This is a genomic window from Hyphococcus luteus (assembly GCF_002943565.1).
In the GTDB taxonomy this organism is placed as follows: domain Bacteria; phylum Pseudomonadota; class Alphaproteobacteria; order Caulobacterales; family Parvularculaceae; genus Hyphococcus; species Hyphococcus luteus.
The window spans coordinates 142,403-162,494 of record NZ_PJCH01000011.1 but is presented as its reverse complement, the minus strand read 5'-3'; the positions used below and the strand labels follow the sequence as shown (position 1 = coordinate 162,494).

Sequence of the window (20,092 nt, the reverse complement as noted above, 5' to 3'; positions counted from 1 at the left end):
AAGAACCATGAGTGAAACGCGCGAAAGAGGAATGGCGAGGCTCGCCTATGCGTTTGCCAAAGAGCGCGGGCTCCTCGTGCTCGATGGCGAAGCCGAGCCGGTTCTCCTCGGCGCGCGCGGCAAGGCGCCCGATCCCTGGGCGGTGATCGAAGCGCGCCGCGCCGTCGGCGCGCCTGTCGCCGTCGATCTCATGCCCGCCGACGTCTTCGAGCGCCGGCTTTCGGAAATCTATTCCGTTGAAGGCATTTCCACCGCCGATCTCGATCTCGACGGCGACGAAGGGGATCTCGCCTCCCTCGCCGAAGGCCTGCCCAAAACCGCTGATCTTCTCGACAGCGAAAACGACGCGCCGGTGATCCGTCTCATTAACGCGCTGATCGCCGAAGCGGTGAAAGTGAAAGCCTCGGACATTCACATCGAGCCTTATGAAAAAGCGTTGTCCGTGCGCCTGCGCATTGACGGCGTTTTGCGCGAAGTTCTCTCCCTGCCGGCGCGGATGACGCCGGTTCTGACCTCGCGGGTCAAAGTCATGGCGCGACTCGACATCGCCGAACGCCGCGTGCCCCAGGACGGGCGCATTTCCATCGCCCTTGGCGGCAAGACCGTGGATGTGCGCGTTTCGACCTTGCCGGCGCGCTTCGGCGAGCGGGTCGTCATGCGCATTCTCGACAAGGACGAGGCGCGGCTCGATCTCGACGGGCTCGGCATGCCGGCGGAAATCCTTGCGCGCTTCAAACAGGCGCTGGCCCGGCCCAACGGCATCATTCTCGTCACCGGACCGACGGGTTCGGGCAAGACCACGACGCTTTACGGCGCCCTGACGCTCTTGAACGAGCCGGAGCGCAATATCCTCACTGTTGAAGACCCGGTGGAATACGCCATCGAGGGCGTCGGCCAGACCCAGATCAATCCGAAAGTCGGCATGACCTTCGCGACGGGCCTGCGCGCCATTCTCCGCCAGGACCCGGACATCGTCATGGTCGGCGAGATCCGCGATGTGGAAACCGCCGAAATCGCTGTGCAGGCCTCGCTCACCGGCCATCTCGTTCTTTCGACCGTGCACACGAATTCCGCTGTGGGCGCCATCACCCGCTTGCGCGACATGGGCGTTGAGCCGTTCCTTTTGTCCTCGACGCTCGCCGCCGTCATGGCGCAGCGCCTCGTGCGCCGGCTCTGCCCGTCCTGCAAGGAGGCTTACGAGCCCGATGCGGCGGAACGGAAAATGGCCGGCCTTCGTGATGGCGAGGCCGCAACTCTTTATCGTCCGGTCGGCTGCGGGCGCTGCAACAACACCGGCTATGAAGGGCGCATCGGCGTTTACGAACTCATCGTCATTGATGAAAAGCTGAAGCGCTTCATTCATGACGGCGCCGGGGAACAGGACATCGCCGCCTACGCTTTTGCCCATGCGGACACGCTGACCCAGTCGGGCTTGCGCCATGTGCGCTCCGGCCTCACTTCCATCGAAGAAGTCTTGCGCGTGGTGCGTCAGGAGGAAGACAATGCCGGCCTTTGAATATGAGGCCCTCGACTTCGGCGGCAAGACGAAAAAGGGCGTGTTGTCCGCCGACAGCCAGCGCCAGGCGCGCCAGGAGCTAAGGCGCATGCATTTGACGCCGGTGCGCCTTTCCGCGCCGCGCAGCGAACAGAAGGCGGGCGCTTTCGGATCGCAAAAAACGCCGCGGGTGAAGCCCGGCCAGCTCGTCATGATCACGCGGCAATTGGCGGCGCTTCTCGGCGCGGGCACGCCGCTCGAAGAAGCCCTGAACGCCGTCGCCGTGCAGGCCGAAGCCGGTCCCGCGCGCACCCGTCTTATCGCTGTGCGCGAGCGGGTGATGGAGGGCTGGCGTTTCGCCGACGCCCTCGCCGAAGACGAGAAATCCTTTCCGGCGCTTTACCGAGCGGTGATCGCCGCGGGCGAAACCTCGGGCGATCTCGCCGGCGTGCTCGACCGGCTCGCCGCCATGCTCGAAAAGAACCGCGCCATTCGCAACAAGGCGATCGCTTCGCTGATCTATCCGGCGGCGCTGATGGCGATCGCCGGGGGCGTCGTTACGGCGCTGATGGTGTTCGTGGTTCCGAAAATCATCGAGCAGTTCAACACTTTCGATGCGGAGCTGCCGTTTCTCACCAAAATCGTCGTTGGGCTCTCCAACTGGACCGTGAGCTACGGGTTTTTCGCCCTGCTGGCGCTCGCCATCGCTGGCGTCGCCTTCTGGCAGGCGATGAAGCAGCCTTCTTTCAAGCTCGCCGTCGACCGTTATATCCTCAAACTGCCGGTGATCGGCCGTCTCGCCCGCGCCATTGACGGGGCGCGGTTTGCGCGCACGCTGGCGACGCTGTTTTCCGGCGGCGCGCCGCTCCTCGACAGCCTCATCGGGTCTCAGCGGACGATTTCGAACAGCTATATTCGCTCGCGCCTCGACCGCACGGTCTCCATGGTGGGCGAGGGGACCTCGCTTGCGGCGGCGCTGAAAAGGGCCGATGTTCTGCCGCCCATGCTGACCCATATGGTGGCGGCGGGCGAGCGCGCGGGCGCTTTGTCGGAACTCCTCGACAAGGGTGCGGCGCAGCTCGAAGAGGAATTCGACACCGCCTCGACGGTTGCGTTAAGGCTTTTGGAGCCCGCCATCATTGTCGCCATGGGCGGGGCCGTCTTGGTCATTGTATTGTCAATTTTGCTGCCGATCCTGCGCATCAACACGCTGGCGGTCGGCTAATCCGGAGAAGACTTATGAAGACTGTTCGTTCGCTCAAGAAAACGCGCCGCAAACAAAAAGGCTTTTCGCTGGTCGAGCTTCTGGTGGCGCTGGCGATTCTGGCGCTGATCTCCGCGATCGTCGTCGTCAACGTGCTTCCCGCGCGCGACAAGGCGGCGGTCGATACGGCGAAGATCGAAATCAAGAATCTCGAAGCGACGCTCGATCAATACCGTCTCGACATGATGAATTACCCGACGACGCAGCAGGGCCTTGAGGCGCTGGTCACTATTCCCGCGGATGCGCCAAGCGCCGGCAATTACCGGCCGGGCGGCTATCTGCGCGGCGGCGTGCCGAAGGACCCTTGGGGCAATCCTTATCAATATCGCTTTCCGGGAGAGCGCGGCGGCGCGTTCGACCTTTACTCCTACGGCGCTGATGGCGAGCCCGGCGGCGAGGGCCTCAACGCCGATATCGGCAACTGGGTGAATGAATAGACGCGCGCGCATAAGAAAAAACCAGCGCGGCGTATCGCTGGTCGAGATTCTGGTTGTGTTGATGATCGCCGCCATGGTCGCCGGCGTCGTCGTGACGAGCATGCCGCCCCTGCGCAGTAAAGCCCAGGATGAAAGCGAACGCTTTGCGGCGCGTCTTTCCATGGCTGCGGAACAGGCGGTGACAAAGGGCGAGATGATCGGCCTGAAAGTCGCGGAAGACGGCTACAGTTTTTATCGCTATGACCGCGGCGAGTGGAAAGCTTACGAGGGCGACTTCAAAAGCGCCGGGACGTTTTCACCGCAGCTCGCCGTCGAGGTGACGTTCGCCGATCCGGCGAAGAAAAATCAAAAGTCGGAAACCAAAAAAGACACGGAGGAAAGCCCGCGCCCGGGCGTGTTGTTTGCGCCCACGGGCGAGACTACGCCTTTCGAGATCGCGTTTCGGGAAAAACGTGCGCGCGTGGATGTCGTGCTTGACGGCGCCGGCGGTGTGAAACTGGTGAGGCATGATGAGGCGCGATAGACAGCGCGGCGTCACGCTCGTCGAGACCCTTGTCGCGCTCGCGGTGATGGGCCTCGTCATCGGCGCGCTCATGGTGATGATCGGCCAGAACTCGCGTTTCGCCGCCTCCATGCGCGACAAGACCATGGCCCAGATCGCCGCCGACAACCTCATGGTCGAGGCGATGGTGTTAACGTCCGCGCTCGAAACCGGCGACAGCGCAGGCGAGGTGGAGGTTGGCGGCCGGGCGCTCTTTTATACGCGCACGGTCACGGAAACCGGCGTTCAGAACGTCTTGCGCATCGACATTGCGGTCAACGCCGAGAACGGCCAGACGCTCGCTCAGGCGGTCAGCATGCGCAGGCCGTCATGACCGCCCGCGCCCGCCAGAAGGGCATGACCCTGCCGGAAGTGCTGATCGCGCTCCTGGTCTTTGCGGCGATTGCGACGGCGAGCGTCTACGCGCTGCGGCTTGGCGTCGACAGCCGCGACCAGCTCGCGCGCGTCGATGCGGAGCTCAAAACGTTCCAGATCGCGCGCACGCTCATCAAGGAAGACATGGCGCAAGTGACGATGCGCCGCGTGCGCAATCAATTCGGCGACATGGAGGAGACGGTTTTTCGCGGCAATCTCGAAAGTTTCGGGGCGCGCCGCGAAGATGATGAAAGGCTGCTGGCGGCGTTCGTGCGCGGCGGGCAGATCAATCCGGACGCGGCGGCGCCGCGCAGCGCTCTGCAATATGTGGAATATGTCTACCGCAATGGCGCGCTCATCCGCCGGTCCCGGGCCTATCTCGACGAAGCCGAGGACGCCGATGTCATTGAACGCGTTCTTTTCGACGGTCTTCTCGACGCCAAGGCGGAGTTCCTGTTGGGCGAACAGCGCGGCGAGCTCGAATGGGCGGATATCTGGCCGGTGGGCGCTGGGTCTGCGCCGCCGAGGGCCGTGGCCATCACTCTTGAGCGGGAAAACCGGCCGCCCCTGCGCCAGCTTTTCTGGATCGGATCGGTCGGAGGCGCGGGCGCATGACCGACCGTAAGAAACAACGCGGCGCGGCGCTTCTCATCGTCTTGCTTCTGGCGGCGACCGTTTCTTTCGTAGCGGTCTCGGCGATGGAAAAGACAAAGCTCGCCTTCTCGCGAACAATCAACGTCACCGCCCGCGGCGAAGCCCTGTGGGGCGCCTTCGGCATCGAGACCCTGGCGCTCGCGGCGGTCGAGGAAATTCTCGGCCAGGAAAACGCGACCATGTCTCTCGACGATCCTTGGGCGACGGCGCCGGTGGAGCTGCCGCTGGAACGGGGCTCGGCGCGGGTCTTCTTCGCCGACGCCACGACCTGCTTCAATGTCAACTCGCTCGGCGGCGCCTATGACGACCGGAATGCGCAGAACGGTCCCGTCGCCGAGTTCATCCGTCTTGCAGGCCATGCCGGCGTCGGCGAGTTCGACGCCCGCGCGCTCGCCGAAAGCATCGGCGACTGGATCGACGAGGATACGAGCCGCCGTCCGCAAGGCGCCGAGGACGGCTATTACACCCTGCTGCCGTCGCCCTATCGCACGGGCAATCAGAAGCTCGCCTCGATTTCCGAATTGCGCGCCATCAAAGGCGTCACCCGCGAGATTTACGGCGCGCTGAAACCCTATCTGTGCGCCGGGTCGGACGAGGCGGCCATGAAGATCAATGTGAATATGCTGACCGAGGCCCGGGCCCCGGTGCTGGCGGCGGCTTTGGGCCCTGAGGTGACGGTCCAGGCGGCCAGGGACATCATCTCGGACCGCCCGCCGGGCGGCTACGCCGCAGTCCAGGAATTCATGGGCGTTCCCGCCGTGGCCGCCCTCAATCTCTCCGGATCGGACCGGTTTGACGTGACCTCGCGCTATCTGCAGGCCCGTGCAGAGATTGTTTATGATACTGCCCTATTGGAAATGACGTCGATGATTGAAACCGGAGGGCGCGGCGCGCGCGTTCTGGCGCGTCGCATCGGAGCTGAAGAGTGAACGAAACCTTAATCCTCCTCTTGAGCGAGGCCCCTGACGGTCCGGTCCGCTGGGCTTTCCTGAGCGAGGGCCGCGTCACGCTCGCTGATATGGCGACAGACGAGTCAGGCCTTGAGGCTGTCGCAGAGCGCGCCGCGGCGGCGAAGCTTATCGCCGCCGTCCTGCCCGGCGAATGCGTCGCCATGCGGGCCCTGCCGGCGCCGCCGAAAGGTCAGGGCCAGTTCCGCGCCGCCGTCGGCTATTTGCTCGAAGACGAGCTCGCCGAAAATCTCGACCACGTTCATGTCGCGTCCATGCGTCATCCGAGCGGCGCCGGCGTGGCGCTCGCCGTAAAAAAACCGGTGCTCGAAGGCTGGCTCGAAGCTTTGAGCGAGACCGGGATTTCGCCGGATGTCGTGACGGCGGATTTCGCGCTTTTGCCGATGACGCCGGGACGCGCGGTCTTTGTGGAAACAGCCGACCGGGTGATCGGGGCTGTTGGTCTTTCCGGTTTCGCCATGGACCGCCCGCTGGCGGACGAGCTCGTTTCTTCGTTGATCGATGACGAGAATATTTCGGATATTGTGGTTTACGGCGGCAGCGCCATCGACGCCGGCGGCCGTCAGGGCGTCAGCGTCGAACGCCGCGCCGCGCTTTTCGACGAAGCGCTGTTCCGGACCTATGCGGCGGGACTTCAAAGTGCGCCGAACTTGCGGCAAGGGCCTTACCGCAAGCGCCGTGACTGGCGCGCAGCGGCGGGCCCGTGGCGGCGCGTCGCCGTTCTGGCGGCGGCCTCGCTGGCGGCGCTGACGTTGTCCACCGTGGCGGCGACCATGCGCGATCTCAGAACTGCGGACCGGCTGGAGGAAGAAACGCGCGCGCTGCATGAAGCCGCCTTTCCCGATGCGGCGGGCGCCGATCCGCGTGCTCATGCCCGCCAGATCCTGGCGGCGGGCGGCGGGCGGCCGCTTTTCCTTGCCCTGACCAATAATCTCGCCGACAGCGTCGAGGAAAATGGCGGCGTCGAAATCGACCGCATCCGCTACAATGCTTCGCGCGGCGACTATTCGGTGAATTTGCGCTTCCGCGATATTTCCCAATTCGAGGCTCTAAAGCGCGCGCTCGCCTCGCGCGGACTGAATGCAGCGGAAGCAGGCGGCGTCGTGCGTACGGGCGGCGCCTATCGCGGCGAATTGCGGGTGAGTTTCTCATGAGTGCATGGTGGAGCGATCTTTCGGCGCGCGAGCGCATGCTAGTCCTGATCGCAAGCGCGCTTGCCGGCGTTCTATTGTTGTCGCTGGGCATTGTTCGCCCACTGGCGGGCATGCGCGCCTCGGCGGAAAGAAACGCAAGTTCGGCGCGGGACGCTTACGAACTCACCGCTGCGGCGGCGGCTGTTGCAGGCGGAACGGAGCAGGGCGCGCCGCTCGCCCGGACGCCTCTCCGCGACGCGCTCATTACGACCACAAATGCAGCCGGTATTCAGCTTGTCCGCATCGGAACGGAAAACAACAATCAGATTGAAGTTCAGATCGAACCGGTTGAGGGCGATGTCTTTTTCGCTTGGCTCGCAGATCTTGAAAACCGTTACGGCGCAGCGCTTGCGACCGCCGACATTGCGCGGGGGCAAGGCGGCGAGGTGACGCCGCAGGTTCTGGTGTTTCAGCGCTTATGACGGAACGCGCAAAGATATTCCAGGGCTTGAAAGCGCCGCTCATCGCGGCGGGCGTTGTTTTCGCAGCGACGATTATCGTATCGGCGCCGCTCAGTTTCGTCTCGGCTTTCATCGACTTCGAAAAACAGGGCGTCGCTTATAGCGGCGTGCACGGCACCATCTGGCGCGGCGGGTTTTCCGATCTGTCGGTGCGCGGCGCCCCCTTGGGCGATGTCTCTTTCCGCCTTGCGCCTTTGTCGCTGCTGCGCGCCGCGCCGTCTGTTTCTTTCAAGGCGCAAGGCGGCGCGATCAATGGCGAAGGCCGCATCAGCGCAGGCCCGGGCCAGAAGCTCACTCTTGAAAATGTCGCCGCCGACATCCGGCTGGGGGCTATCGCGCCGCGCGGGGTTTTCGGCGAGCCGGCGCGTGGGATTGCGAAAGTCGATATCAAACGCATCGCTTTTTCCCGCGCCAAAGGGTGCCGCGCCGCCGAAGGCGATTTGTGGACCGACGTGCTCGACGCGCCGGCGAAACGGTTTAATCTTCCGGCCATGCCCATGGCCGGCGGCGTCGCCTGCGAGGACGGCCGGCTGGTGGTGTCGCTGGCCGGGGCCAACGTCAAGGCCGATGCGGAGGTCGTGCTGCGCATCGACCGGACCCTCGCCTATGAAATCACGGCGACGGCGCGTCCAGAGGAGGAAGGCATTGCTTCGGCTTTGCGCGGCTTCGGGTTTGAGGATGACAACGGCGCCCTGATCTATGGATCGGCGGGCGTGTTCAAAGGGACGGGATCATGAACCGCAAAACCATTGCAATGCTCGCCGCGTTGTCCCTGACCGGCGCCTGCGCCACCATAAGAGGCGACGAAACGGCGGTGGAAGAACAAGATGATGCGCCACTCGATCTTGCAAAGGCGGATGTGGCCGCGCAAGGCCTGCGCCCGCTCAGCGATGCGCGAATTCCTTCGGGCGAATGCGGGATGATCTTGTGGACGCTCGAAGGCGCGCGTCCGTCGGCGGTTTTTCAATATGTCGCGGAAAAGCAGGCGCAGGTGAATATTGCGGGCCGGCCGGTGCATCTGGCGCGCACGCAATTCTATGGCGCATCAGGGTACGGCGTTTACGAACGCCAGCGTTTTGAAAGCGGTGACGGCGTTGTCGTCGAAGTCTCGGCGCGCTTCGGCCTTGAATTCAGCGAAGGGGCCTATCTTGAACAGGGCCTGATCAAGGTCAGCGACAGCGCCGGCTGGAGCATAGTCTCTCCGGCGGCGGGGATCGCCGGTTGCCGGCCCTAAAGCGCATCCACAAAAGTGTGAGCGGTCTTAATGCATGCCTGACAAGTGTTGCAGGATGATCGCCGCCGTGCCGAAAGCAACGCCGAGCATGGCGAAATCGTAGCCTCTTTTGTCGGGCGAAGCCGCCGCATGGGGCCCGAGATGCACGATCAGCACATAGATGAGCGCGCCGGCCGACCCGCCCAGCATCGCGGCGATAGGCAGCTCTTTGGCCATGCTGAAGATGAAGGCGCCGAGGATTGTGCCGCCGACGGTCGTTGCGGCGGCGGCGATGATCGCGAGCGCCATGGCGCGTTTGCGCGGCAGATTCGCCTGGGCGAGCAGGGCGTAGGCGATGACGCCTTCAGGAAATTCGTGAAACATCAGCCCGCTTGTGGCGAGCCAGCCCGTGAACGGCTCTTCTTGAAAAGAGGCCGCATAGACGATGCCGTCGAGAAAGGAATGAGAGGCGAGGACGATGATCGAGGCGTAGCCGAAGGTGAGAGCGGCGCCTTCCGGCTGGCGACTGACGGCGAACTGAACGGCGATGCCGATCAGCACCATGGCCATGAAGCCGCCGGCGACCGAGCTCAGCGCCATTTCCGACAGGCTCACCGCTTCCGGGATCAGGTGAAACGCCACGCCGACCGTCAGGAGGCCGACGGCGAAAGCGGCGCAATAGCCGATATTGCGGCGCGCCCAGTCGCCGAAGGACGCCATGATGAAGACGCCGAGCGTGCTCATGGCGGCGGCCATTAGGCTCGCAAGGAGCCCGTCACCTATCAGAATATCCCCTAGCAACCCGCAGGGCCCCTTCCTGCTGTTTTCGATCATGGCCGACTATAGTGTGGCCGCCCGCGCTCTCTTCCCGCAAGACGCGTATGATAGCAATGAAAATGTTATCTCGTAACTTTTTTTATGCTCATGAAGAAACATTATAACGCTCTATGATCATGTTGAATTAACTGTGAAATAAGCGCGCGCCGCCTTGCCCTTCGCGGCCCGCGCAGACTATTGTCCCCACGCTTTGTACCCGTCCGAACGCGTAGAAAACGACGAAAACGGCAAGCGCATGGTTAACTGCAATCATGACCATCATCGGCCTTCGGGAAAGGTCACAGGACGCCTTTTGATGGCTTTCGCCGTCATTGTGGTCTTCATGGTGGTCGAGGTTGTCGGCGGGCTTATCTCCGGCTCTCTCGCGCTTCTGGCGGACGCAACGCACATGCTGACCGATGCGCTGGCGCTGGGTCTTGCGGCGAGCGCGCAGTTCATTGCGCGGCGTCCGGCGGATTCGCGGCTGCATTTCGGATACAGGCGGGCGCAGGTTCTCGCCGCCTTTGTAAACGGCGTGTTGCTCGCTGTGCTGCTTCTCTGGATTATCTTTGAGGCCGTGCGGCGCTTCATGGAGCCGGTCGAAGTTCAGTCCGGCCTGATGTTGTGGGTCGCCGTCGCCGGGTTCATCGCCAACGCCATTGCGTTTTTCATCCTTCACCGGCCGCAAGAACGCGACCTCAATATGCGCGGCGCTTTATTGCATGTGATCGGCGATCTGCTCGGTTCTGCGGCGGCGATCATCGCGGCGCTCGTCATTTCCGCGACCGGCTGGTTTGCGATCGACCCGCTTCTTTCCATCGCCGTCGCCTTCCTCATCGGCGTGTCGGCGCTGCGTCTGGTGCGCGAGACAGGCCATATTCTTCTTGAAGGCGCGCCGGCGGATATTGATCGGGAAGAGCTGAAAAAGGCCCTGATCGCCGCTGCGCCGCAGATCAAGGACGTGCACAGCATTCAGATATCGCAGATCACGCCGGAACATCCGCGCCTGACGCTTCACGCCCGCATTACCGACGCACAGGACGCTGCAAGCGCGCTGGCGGCGGCGAAGGCGTTTCTCGAAGAGCGTTACGATATTCATTATTCGACAGTGCAGATCGAGATCGGCGAGGAATGTCCCGACTCTCACGCGCCGAGCGAGTCCGATGCATCCTTCGAAGCGCATGAAAACAAAACGGCGGCGGGCGGGGGCTTCAAGGCCCATGGCGGCGCGGCCTTTGCGGCCGATTAAACCTTAAGCCGGTTTTTCCAGTATCTCTTTCAGCCGTTTGCGTCCGCGCCAGTTGTGCAGGCGCGCCGCGGCGAGCGCATGACCTTCGGGCTTTTCTTCCGCGACAGCCATCTTGGTGAGCGCCGCGACAAGCGCGATGACGATCAGATAGCCGTCCCACATTTCAAGCGAGACCGATGCGCCGCCGACCGCGAAAACGAGGATCGACATTTGCGCGTAATAAGCAAAGCGCCATTTCCACGGCGCGAGGCGGTCATTGGCGCGGGAGAGATAAATCCGCCAGGCGGAAAAGAAGGCCGTCGCAAAAAGCGTCAGATAAAGTGCGAGGCCGACGAACCCCGCGCCGCCCAGCACTTCGAAATAGATGCTGTGCGCGGCCTTGGCGGTTTCGGCCCTTTCGATGTCGACTTTTTGCGCGATCTCTTTTTGATAGGAGTTTCTGAGCCCGGCGCCGGTGAGCGGGTTTTCCGCCGCGAGTTTGGTATTGATCACCCAGGCGTCGACGCGCCCCATGAAAGACGCGTCTTCCGTCGCTTCGCTAATGGTGCTCATGCGCTCCGTCCATTTCGACGGCATGAAGGCGATGGTCGGAATCATGATGAGGGCGAGCCCGCCGAGAATGGCGAATTTGTGTTTCGCGCGGATCCAGAAATAGCCGCTGAACGCGATCAGCGCGAGAAAGGCGCCGCGCGACTGCGTGCCGATGATGGCGACGATGGACAGACCGAACAGAACGAGCAGCCCCTGACGGACGACCGGTTTTGCGGCCTCGGCGCGCAGATAGAGAATGAGCGGCAGGATCGAGGCGACGGCGATGCCGAAATGGTTGTTGTCTTCGAGAACCGTGTTGGGCAGGCCCTGTACATGATACTGGCCGAGCGTCGCGAAAGTGAAGAGCGCGCCTTTGGCGGCCAGAAACCCGATGCAGGCGACAACCGTCCAGACCAGCGCGTTGAAGCGCAACTTGCCGGCCGCCATCTGCGCGCAGAGGACGATGAACAGCAGCGTCTTGATGAAGCGGTCATAGTAAAGCGCGGAATTCTCCGGATCGAGGGAGAAGGCCTGCGCCACGGTCAGCCAGCCGGCGAAAAGAACGATCAACGAGGTGATCGGGTCGAACCGGAATTTCGCGATCTCGCCGGAGAGAACGTAAGCCGCCATGGTGACGCCGGCGATCACCACATTGAGCGGAATGCCGTAAACGCCATAGGCCGCCTGATGCGGCGTCAACAGCGTAAACCACGCCCAGGTCAAAAGCCCGGCGAAGGGATGGCGCAGCGCGGCGATCAGGCAGATTGCCGTAAAACTGAGCAGAATGATGTCGCGCATAGCCTCGCCGCCGGTTCATTACGGGAAAGTCCCGGGTCCCGGATTAAGCATATTCAAGGACCGGGCCGCTTCGCCGTCAGGCGGAAGTGGTTAACGCGCCGCTTCGTAAACGGCGCGGGCGATGGCGCGGGTTAGGCAATCGGAGGCCGCGGCGGCGATGCGCGCAACGAGCCCGTGGCGCAGGGGCGGCGGGTCAGAGGGCAATTCCGCTTTCGCCGTCGCCACGGCGAAGACGATGTCGCCGTCAAAAGGGGAATGGGCGGGGCGGATGGCGCGGGCGATCCCGTCATGGGCCATCATCGCCATGCGTTTCGTCTCAACATTGGTGAGATCGGCGTTGGTGGCGACAATGGCGAGGGTGGTGTTCGCGCCCGCTTCGAAGCGCATGTGAAGCCGCGACTCGCCGGGGAAGGGCTCGGCGCTTTCGCGGGTCTCGGGCGGCTTTCGCCCGCCGAATTCATCGCCGATTTCATAAGCCCAGGCGTGGAAGGTTTCGCCGTCCTCCATATAGACCGAGCCTACCGGATTGGCGGCGACGAGCGCGCCGACCGCGACGCCGCTTTCGAGCATGAGCGAGGCCGAGCCGAGACCGCCTTTGACGAGACCCGCCATGGCGCCGCGGCCAGCCCCGATGGAGCCGAGCGCGAACTCAGCGCCGGCGCTTCGCGCCGCCTCCATGCCGAGCGCGCGGTAAGGCGGCGTCTCGCCCCAGTCCTTGTCGCCGTCATTGGCGAGATCGTGCAGAACGGCGGCGGGAACGATAGGGATCGCCGGACCTTTATTGCTGAGCTTCAGCCCGACGCCGTCGACCGAGAGCGCGCTCGCGGCGCCGTCGGCGGCGGCGAGGCCGAAAACCGAGCCGCCGGTGAGAACGAAGGCGTCGGCGCGGCCTACCAGATTTTCAGGAGACAGAACGTCAATCTCGCGCGTGCCGGGCGCGCCGCCGCGCACATCCGCCGACGCCACATAGGCGTGATCGCAACGCAAGACCGTGACGCCGGTCTCGACCTTGTCGTCGGTCGCGTTGCCGACGCTGATCCCCTCCACATCGGTGATGAGGTTCCTCGGTCCCGGTTTCAGCACATCTTCAGCCATTCATGTCTCCGGCGCTTTCGCGCCATTCTATCACAGGCGCGGCCGCAATGAGACGCCTTGTATAATCGGTTTGCGGGCTCTCGAAAATGCGGTCCGTTTCGCCGCTTTCGAGGATCCGGCCCTCATTCATCACCATGACGCGGTCGGCGATGTCGCGAATGACGGAAAGATCGTGGGTGATGAAAAGGAGGGAGAGCCCCCGCGCCGCCTGCAGCGACTGCAAAAGCTCCAGAATATGGTTGCGCGAGGCGATGTCGAGGGCGGACGTCGCTTCGTCGAGGACGATGACTTCAGGATCGGTGGCCAGCGCGCGGGCGATCGCAATGCGCTGGCGCTGGCCGCCGGAAAAGGCGTGCGGATATTTGTCAAGCGCATCGGCGCCGAGGCCGACGCTTTCCATAAGCGCTGCGGCGCGCTCGCGCTTTTGCGCCGCCGTCATCGGCTCATCGAAGAGGTGAAAGGGCTCGGCGAGGATGTCAGCGATGCGCTGGCGCGGATTGAAACTGGAATAAGGGTCCTGAAAGACAATCTGGATTTTTCGGCGCAGGCGGCGCATCGCCGCCTTGTCTTTCGCCGGAAAAATTTCGCCGCCGATAGCGGCTGTCCCTTCCGCAATGGGATGAAGACCGAGCAGGGCTCTGGCGAGCGTGGACTTGCCGCAGCCGGACTCGCCAACAAGGCCCAGCGTTTCGCCTTTCGCGATTTTGAAGCTGACATTCTTAACGGCGCGGAAAACGGCGGGTTCCACAAAGACCGACCGGCGCGCATTCACATAATCGCAGGATAGGTTGTCTGCGGCGAGGGCGGTTTTCGGTGAAGCGGGCCTTGCGCCATCGCGTTTGACGCGCGCGGGCATGAATTCTCTGGCGAGCGATGTGGGCGCCGCGCTGTAGAAATCATCGGCGCTTTCATCGGCGACGATGCGGCCTTCCTTCAGCACGGCAATGCGGTCCGCGACAGAGGAGACGACGGCGAGATCATGAGTGATGAGAAGGAGGGCGGAGCCATCTTCTTTCGCGAGAGTTTTGAGTAAGCCGAGAATCTCGGCTTGTGTTGTTACGTCGAGGGCTGTTGTGGGTTCGTCGGCGATCAGGACGCCCGGTTTCATGGCAATGGCGATGGCGATCCCGGCGCGCTGGCGTTGACCCCCGGAAAGTTCGTGCGGACGGCGCTCCGGCGAGATTTCCTCGGGAGGAAGCCCCGCACGGCCGAGGGCGGTTTTGGATTTTCCGAACGCTTCGGCGCGGCTGATTTTTTCATGGGCGAGGAAGGTTTCCGCGACCTGCGCGCCGATGGTCTGCAAGGGATTCAGGGCCGTCATGGGTTCTTGAAACACCATGGCGATCTTGCGTCCGCGCAGATCGCATCTGGCGCGCTCGCGCATGGCGAGGACATTCTCGCCGTCGATAATTATTTCGCCGGAGATTTCCGCCGCGCCGGGCGCGAGCCCCATCATGGCGAGCGCCGTCATGGATTTGCCGGAGCCTGAGCGCCCGATCAGGCCGGTAATCTCTCCTGCATTCAGCCTAAGATTGACGCTGTCGAGGATATTCGCCCCGCCAATGCGCAATGAAAGATTTCTGATCGCAATCGCGTCGCTCACATGGCCCCCACAATGCGGTGCGGGTCGAGGCGGCGCCTTAAACCGTCGCCAAGAAGATTGAGCCCGAAGACGAAAAGAAAGATTGCGAGGCCCGGGAAGATCGCAAGCCAGGGCGCGAAACTGACCATAGTTTGGCTTTCGGCGAGCATGCGCCCCCAGCTCGGGGCGGGCGGCTGCGCGCCGATGCCCACATAGGAAAGCGCGGCTTCCGCGAGCACCGCGAGAGAAAGCTGCACCGTCGCCTGCACGATAAGCACCGGCAATATATTCGGCAGGACATGTTCAAGAGAAATCCGAAAGCCGTTCTTGCCGGCGGTTTTCGCGCTCATCACATAGCCGCGGGTCCAGATAGGCAGCGCCGCGCCGCGCGTCAGCCGCGCAAAGACCGGAATGTTGAACACGCCGATGGCGATGACGGCGTTGATCGCGCCGGGACCGTAAACGGCGGTGATGAGAATGGCGAGAATGAGCGCCGGGAAGGCGAAAATGACGTCGCTCATGCGCATGACGATGTCTTCGATGATTCCGCGCGTTCCCGCGGCGAGGAGACCCAGCGGGACGCCGATCAAAAGCCCGATGCCGACGGCGAAGACCGCGACGGCGATGGAGACGCGCGCGCCCACCATGATCATGGAAAACACGTCGCGGCCGAGATGATTGGTCCCGAGCCAGTGTTTTAGGGAAGGCCCTGAAAGCCGCGCATCGACATCGATGGCGGCGACGTCATGGTGCGTCCATACGAAAGAAATGAGCGCCATCAGGGCGAACAGCGCCACAAAGCTTGCGCCGGCGGTCAGCCCCTTGTCGCTTTTGAGGGAGGCGGCGAGGGCGCTCATCGCGCGTCCCCGTGTAGGCGCGGATCGACGATGGCGTAGGCGAGATCGATGAGAAAGGCGATGGCGACGACCGCGAAGACCAGCACCATCACGACGCTCTCGACGACGATGAGATCGCGCTGGGCGATCGCCTGAAACACCATGCGTCCGAGCCCCGGCAGATAGAAGACGTTTTCGATGATGACGCCGCCGGCGAGGAGAAAAGCGAATTGCAGGCCGAGAATGGTCAGCACCGGGATCAGCGCATTCCTGAGCGCATGGCGGATCAATGTTTCGCGGCGCGTCAGGCCTTTTGCGCGCGCGGTGCGGATGTAATCTTCGCGCAGGGTTTCTATGGTCGCCGAGCGCATGATCTGGGTCAGGATCGCGGCCTGGGGGAGGGCGAGCGCGACAGCCGGCAGGAACAATGCTTTCAGCGCCGGAAACAGGCCGGCCTCCCAGCCGGGAAAACCGCCGGCGGAAAACCAGCGCAAGGATACAGCGAAAACCATGACCAGCAAAATCGCCAGCCAGAAATTCGGGATGGCGACGCCCGCCTGCGCCGTAGCAACAATCGCCTTGCCGTCCCGTTCATGGCGACGCGCTGCGGCGGCGAGCCCGGCGGGAACGCCGATCAGCGTCGACATGGCGAAGGCCATGAGCGCCAGCGGCAGCGTGACCCACAACCTTTCGGCCATCAATTCCGAAACCGGCGTTCTGTAGGTGTAGCTGACGCCGAAATCGCCGGTCATGACCCCGCCGATCCAGCTTGCGTAACGGGCGATCAGCGACTGGTTGAGGCTGAGCTCCTCGCGAAGCGCGTCGATGGCGGCGGGATCGGCATTGAGCCCCATCATGAACGCCGCCGGGTCGCCGGGCGCGACTTCGATCAGGAGAAAGATGATAAGCGAGGCGGCGAACAGGGTCAGCGCCATGGAAAGCGCCCGGCTTGCGAGGAAGGCGGGGCTCGCTTTCGCGAAGATCGCGACAATCGCGAACGCCGCGATGATGAAAACAAAGATCGGCCAGAGGGGCGGCATTCTCGGCGCATGATCGCCGGATGCAATCGCCGCGCGGCCTGTGACATCGGCCTGTGTGAAATCATTGGCCTGCACCGGCGCATTCGCCCAGACGCCGGTTACGTCTTTCGACCAGACGGCGATTTTTGGGCTTGAGGCGATGAAGATATTCACGGCGTCTTTCGCGATGATCTCCTGCGCCTTGCGGTAAAGCGCATCACGGCGCGCCGGATCGCTTTCGCGGCGCAGCTTGGCGATGATCTTGTTGAAAGCCTCGCTATGATACTGAAAATAATAATCGTCGCGGGCGTAGATATCGATGTCGAGCGGCTCGGTGTGAGAGACGATGGTGAGGTCGTAATTCTTGTTGGCGAAGACCTGATCGAGCCATTGCGCCCATTCGATATTGCGGATCCGGACCTCGATCCCCACAGCTTCGAGCTGCGCCGCGACGATCTCGCCGCCGCGCCGCGCATAGGCCGGCGGTGGGAGGGTCAGCGTCGTTTCAAACCCGTCCGGATAGCCCGCCTGCGCCAGCAGACGCCGCGCTTGCGCCGGATCGTATGGATAGAGGCCGGTGAGGTCTTCATAAGCGGGATGATGCGGCGGAAAATGGCTGCCGATGGGCGCGCCGAAACCGAAAAGCCCTGCGTCGATGACGGCCTGTTTGTCGATGGCGTGGTTCAGCGCACGGCGCACGCGGATATCGTTGAAGGGCGGCGCGCCATTATTGATGGCGAGGATCATCTCGCCCTCGCTCGTGCCGGTGACGATCCTGAAGCGGTCGTCGCGTTCGATAAGGCCGAGATTCTCCGCGGCCGGATAATTCGGGAAGCCGTCCACATCGCCCGCCATCAGCGCGGCGAAGGCGGCGGTCGGATCGGGGATGAAAATGAAATTGATGCGGTCGAGGGCGGGCCGCTCGCCCCAATAGTCTTCATTGCGGACGAGGCTCGCCGACGCGCCCTTGCGCCAGCGCTGGAATTTGAAGGGGCCTGTGCCTACCGGATGGGTGGCGTTGGCATCGGCGCTTTCCGGCGCGATGATCACCGCGTCCCCCCAGCCGAGATAGGTCGGGAAGGCGCCGAGCGGTTCTTTCAAGATCACGCGCACGGCGTAAGGCCCTGTCGCCTCGACGCGTTCGATTGTCTCGAAGATCGGGCGCTGGGCGTTGGACGATCCCGGCGCTTTCGCCCGGTTCAGGGTGAAGACGACATCGTCCGCATCGAAAGCGGTTCCGTCGTGAAAGCGGACGTCCTCGCGCAGCTTGAATTCATAGATTCGTCCGTCCTCGGAAACCGTCCAGCTTTCCGCGAGCAGGGGCGAGACTGAACCGTCTTCATTGATGCGGGTCAGTCCCTCGAAGAGATTGGCGTAGACGATCTCGTCGATGGCCGCCGCCGCGCCGCTTGTCGGGTCGAGCCCCGGCGGCTCCAGCTGCACGCCCACATTGAGCGCGCCCGAGGCAAAGGCGGCGGGTGCGAAGAATAAGACAAAAGCCAGAATGGCGAGGAAGCGCGGCATCTTGTGGGAAAGCCCCTGGCCCGTGCTTACGGCCATTTCGCTTCCGGGGGCAGGGAGGAGAGGATGGAGTTCACATTGCCGCCGGTCTTGAGGCCGAAGGTCGTGCCGCGGTCGTAAAGCAGGTTGAACTCCGCATAGCGCCCGCGCTGGATCAGCTGTTTCTCCCGGTCTTCCTCCGTCCAGGGCTGGTTCATGCGTTTGGCGACGAGCGCCGGATAGATTTCGCGGAAGGCGCGGCCCACATCTTTTGTGAAGGCGAAGTCCGCATCCCAGTCGCCGCTATTGTGACGGTCGTAAAAAATGCCGCCGACGCCGCGCGGTTCTTTGCGGTGCGGCAGGTAGAAATAGTCGTCGCACCATTTTTTGTATTTCGGAAAATACTCCGTGTCATGCGCATCGCAGGCGGCCTGCATCGCCGCGTGGAAAACCATCGTGTCTTCGTGGGTTTCGCTGCGATAGGCGGGGTGCATGGGGTTCAAGTCGCCGCCGCCGCCGAACCACCATTTCGTGGTGACGATCATGCGCGTATTCATGTGTGCGGCGGGCGCATGCGGGTTGCGCGTATGGGCGATGAGCGAGATGCCCGACGCCCAAAAGCGCGGATCCTCCTCCGCGCCCGGAATTTGCTTGCGGAATTCTTCGGAAAACTCGCCATGGACGTTTGAGACGTGAACGCCCGCTTTTTCGAAGACGCGGCCGTGGAGCATGCCCATTGTCCCGCCGCCTTGGTCCGGCCCCCGCTCCCAGGGGGTGAGTTCGAAGCGCCCGGGCGCCATGTCCGCATAGAGCGGTCCGGCGTCGGCCTCGAGCTTTTCGAATGAGGCGCAGATCTGGTCGCGCAGCGTCTCGAACCAGGCTTTGGCTGTCTGTTTCTTATCTTCCAGTGTCATGGCGCTCAAAGCCTCTCCGAAAACCGTCCTTCCGGTCTATGCGGTTCGTCTTTTATGGTCAAAACCGCGCCGGAACGCATCACCCTTTTGTCTTGTTATAACAGCAGAAAATACAACGAGGTGAAGCCATGAGAGATTTAGCCGACCAGATTACCTGGGTTGTCGTTGCGGACGGAGAGAAAGCGTTGATTTTCGTTAATGACGACACGCCGGAACAACCCTTTTTAAACGTGGTTTCCAAGGAAAAGATGGAGAATCCGCCGAGCCGGGAACAGGCCGCGAACCGGCCGGGCCGATTTAATGATGCGGGCGCCGGCGGGGCCCAGCGATCGGCTGTGGCGGATACGGACTGGCATGAATTCGAAAAAGAGCGGTTTGAGAAGGGTTTCGCCGAAACCCTGAACAAAGCTGCAAAGAAAAACGCCTTCGACAAGCTGGTGCTCTTTGCGCCGCCGCAGGCCCTCGGTCGTCTACGCAAAGAGCTGCATAAGGAAGCCCAGGACCGGCTTGTCTTCACTGTGGACAACGATCTCACCAATCATCCGGTGGATGAAATCGAGAAGCATCTAGCCCGCGCCTATAAGGAAGAGTTCGCCGGCGAAGATCTCGTTTAATTTGTCCAGCCTAGCTGACGCCGGGCTTCGGCGAGCGTCACCGCTGCGGCGACCGCGACATTGAGCGAGCGGGCCCCGGCGGCGAGAGGGATCCGCAGCCGCGCGTCGGCCTTTTCGTGCACCTCCTCGGGCGCGCCGGCGCTCTCCCGGCCCATGAGGACGATGTCCGCCGGCTGGAACTGGAAATCCCAGATCGTCTGTTCGGCCTTGGTGGTAAGGAGGACGAGACGGGCCTCGCCCACTGTCTCCAGAAACGCCGCCCAGCCTGCGTGGGGGCGCGGCGGCGCCATGGCCCCGTAGTCCATGGCCGCCCGGCGCAGCGCGCGCGAATCAAGCGGAAAGCCGCAAGGCTCGACGACATCCATTTCCGCCCCGAAACAGGCGGCGGCGCGAATCGCCGCGCCCACATTCTGGGGGATGTCCGGCTGATAGAGAGCAAGGCGCATGGGGCTGTTTTTGCACAGGATTTGCCGGATGTCCCGTGCGGCCTCGCGACGCTAGGCCGCAGCGCTTCGTCACCTAGACTTTGTAGAACGG

General features: G+C 63.0%; 21 protein-coding genes. 13 read left to right on the top strand and 8 right to left on the bottom strand.

The genetic code is table 11. The features are described 5' to 3' along the window. The first annotated feature begins 7 nt into the window (after window positions 1-7). From gspE to CW354_RS15030, 11 genes are read left to right on the top strand one after another with little or no spacing between them, the layout of a single operon-like run. On the top strand, window positions 8-1,516 hold the full coding sequence (gene gspE, locus CW354_RS15080) for a type II secretion system ATPase GspE (protein WP_104830924.1): 1,509 nt from the start codon (window positions 8-10) through the stop codon (window positions 1,514-1,516). Beyond that, window positions 1,503-2,720: a type II secretion system inner membrane protein GspF gene (gene gspF / locus CW354_RS15075; RefSeq protein WP_165793742.1), complete on the top strand. Its 1,218-nt coding sequence runs from the start codon at window positions 1,503-1,505 to the stop codon at window positions 2,718-2,720. Before gspE ends, gspF begins: the two co-directional genes overlap by 14 nt. 14 nt (window positions 2,721-2,734) lie before the next feature. Then, window positions 2,735-3,196: a type II secretion system major pseudopilin GspG gene (gspG, locus tag CW354_RS15070; RefSeq protein ID WP_104830922.1), complete on the top strand. Its 462-nt coding sequence runs from the start codon at window positions 2,735-2,737 to the stop codon at window positions 3,194-3,196. Next, a complete protein-coding gene (gene gspH / locus CW354_RS15065; RefSeq protein ID WP_104830921.1) occupies window positions 3,189-3,719 on the top strand; it encodes a type II secretion system minor pseudopilin GspH in 531 nt (176 codons plus the stop codon). Before gspG ends, gspH begins: the two co-directional genes overlap by 8 nt. After that, complete coding sequence (gene gspI, locus CW354_RS15060) at window positions 3,706-4,071, top strand: type II secretion system minor pseudopilin GspI (protein WP_165793741.1); 366 nt, start codon at window positions 3,706-3,708, stop codon at window positions 4,069-4,071. The genes gspH and gspI overlap by 14 nt, the downstream gene beginning before the upstream one ends. Further along, complete coding sequence (gspJ, locus tag CW354_RS15055; RefSeq protein WP_104830919.1) at window positions 4,068-4,727, top strand: type II secretion system minor pseudopilin GspJ; 660 nt, start codon at window positions 4,068-4,070, stop codon at window positions 4,725-4,727. The genes gspI and gspJ overlap by 4 nt, the downstream gene beginning before the upstream one ends. Beyond that, window positions 4,724-5,695 (top strand): type II secretion system minor pseudopilin GspK, encoded by a 972-nt coding sequence (gene gspK / locus CW354_RS15050; RefSeq protein ID WP_104830918.1) that lies wholly within the window; start codon window positions 4,724-4,726, stop codon window positions 5,693-5,695. The genes gspJ and gspK overlap by 4 nt, the downstream gene beginning before the upstream one ends. Beyond that, window positions 5,692-6,888: a type II secretion system protein GspL gene (gspL, locus tag CW354_RS15045; protein WP_104830917.1), complete on the top strand. Its 1,197-nt coding sequence runs from the start codon at window positions 5,692-5,694 to the stop codon at window positions 6,886-6,888. The genes gspK and gspL overlap by 4 nt, the downstream gene beginning before the upstream one ends. Further along, on the top strand, window positions 6,885-7,349 hold the full coding sequence (locus CW354_RS15040; RefSeq protein ID WP_104830916.1) for a type II secretion system protein M: 465 nt from the start codon (window positions 6,885-6,887) through the stop codon (window positions 7,347-7,349). Before gspL ends, CW354_RS15040 begins: the two co-directional genes overlap by 4 nt. Beyond that, window positions 7,346-8,125 carry a type II secretion system protein N gene (gene gspN / locus CW354_RS15035; protein ID WP_104830915.1) on the top strand — a complete coding sequence of 260 codons (780 nt, stop codon included), beginning with the start codon at window positions 7,346-7,348 and terminating at the stop codon, window positions 8,123-8,125. Before CW354_RS15040 ends, gspN begins: the two co-directional genes overlap by 4 nt. Next, the gene (locus CW354_RS15030) at window positions 8,122-8,622 is read left to right on the top strand and encodes a hypothetical protein (RefSeq protein WP_104830914.1); all 501 of its coding nucleotides are present in this window, start codon (window positions 8,122-8,124) and stop codon (window positions 8,620-8,622) included. Before gspN ends, CW354_RS15030 begins: the two co-directional genes overlap by 4 nt. A 27-nt stretch (window positions 8,623-8,649) precedes the next feature. Here the strand turns inward: CW354_RS15030 and CW354_RS15025 are convergent, their stop codons facing one another. Then, the gene (locus tag CW354_RS15025; RefSeq protein WP_165793740.1) at window positions 8,650-9,345 is read right to left on the bottom strand and encodes a ZIP family metal transporter; all 696 of its coding nucleotides are present in this window, start codon (window positions 9,343-9,345) and stop codon (window positions 8,650-8,652) included. Between the two features lie 388 nt (window positions 9,346-9,733). Between CW354_RS15025 and CW354_RS15020 the strand changes: the two genes are divergently transcribed. Next, window positions 9,734-10,666, top strand: coding sequence for a cation diffusion facilitator family transporter (locus tag CW354_RS15020; RefSeq protein WP_165793739.1), 933 nt, complete (start codon window positions 9,734-9,736; stop codon window positions 10,664-10,666). Between the two features lie 3 nt (window positions 10,667-10,669). Here CW354_RS15020 and CW354_RS15015 read toward each other — a convergent pair whose 3' ends face one another. The 6 genes from CW354_RS15015 to hemF all read right to left on the bottom strand — a co-directional run bounded on the left by CW354_RS15015 (window position 10,670) and on the right by hemF (window position 18,941). Beyond that, window positions 10,670-11,995: a putative O-glycosylation ligase, exosortase A system-associated gene (locus tag CW354_RS15015; protein WP_104830911.1), complete on the bottom strand. Its 1,326-nt coding sequence runs from the start codon at window positions 11,993-11,995 to the stop codon at window positions 10,670-10,672. A 90-nt stretch (window positions 11,996-12,085) separates the two neighbouring features. Next, the gene (locus tag CW354_RS15010; RefSeq protein WP_207764835.1) at window positions 12,086-13,090 is read right to left on the bottom strand and encodes a P1 family peptidase; all 1,005 of its coding nucleotides are present in this window, start codon (window positions 13,088-13,090) and stop codon (window positions 12,086-12,088) included. Then, on the bottom strand, window positions 13,083-14,693 hold the full coding sequence (locus tag CW354_RS15005; protein WP_207764834.1) for a dipeptide ABC transporter ATP-binding protein: 1,611 nt from the start codon (window positions 14,691-14,693) through the stop codon (window positions 13,083-13,085). Before CW354_RS15005 ends, CW354_RS15010 begins: the two co-directional genes overlap by 8 nt. After that, the gene (locus tag CW354_RS15000) at window positions 14,690-15,529 is read right to left on the bottom strand and encodes an ABC transporter permease (RefSeq protein ID WP_104830910.1); all 840 of its coding nucleotides are present in this window, start codon (window positions 15,527-15,529) and stop codon (window positions 14,690-14,692) included. The genes CW354_RS15005 and CW354_RS15000 overlap by 4 nt, the downstream gene beginning before the upstream one ends. Further along, complete coding sequence (locus CW354_RS14995; protein WP_207764833.1) at window positions 15,526-18,087, bottom strand: ABC transporter substrate-binding protein; 2,562 nt, start codon at window positions 18,085-18,087, stop codon at window positions 15,526-15,528. Before CW354_RS14995 ends, CW354_RS15000 begins: the two co-directional genes overlap by 4 nt. Then, entirely contained in the window at window positions 18,078-18,941 is an 864-nt protein-coding gene (gene hemF / locus CW354_RS14990) for an oxygen-dependent coproporphyrinogen oxidase (RefSeq protein WP_104830909.1), read from the bottom strand. Before hemF ends, CW354_RS14995 begins: the two co-directional genes overlap by 10 nt. Window positions 18,942-19,069: 128 nt before the next feature. Here hemF and CW354_RS14985 point away from each other — a divergent pair, with 128 nt between their 5' ends. After that, the gene (locus CW354_RS14985; RefSeq protein ID WP_104830908.1) at window positions 19,070-19,555 is read left to right on the top strand and encodes a host attachment family protein; all 486 of its coding nucleotides are present in this window, start codon (window positions 19,070-19,072) and stop codon (window positions 19,553-19,555) included. On the opposite strand, the gene CW354_RS14980 is transcribed toward CW354_RS14985, so the two are convergent. Further along, entirely contained in the window at window positions 19,552-20,001 is a 450-nt protein-coding gene (locus tag CW354_RS14980) for a tRNA (cytidine(34)-2'-O)-methyltransferase (RefSeq protein ID WP_104830907.1), read from the bottom strand. The genes CW354_RS14985 and CW354_RS14980 overlap by 4 nt on opposite strands. Window positions 20,002-20,092: the final 91 nt, after the last annotated feature.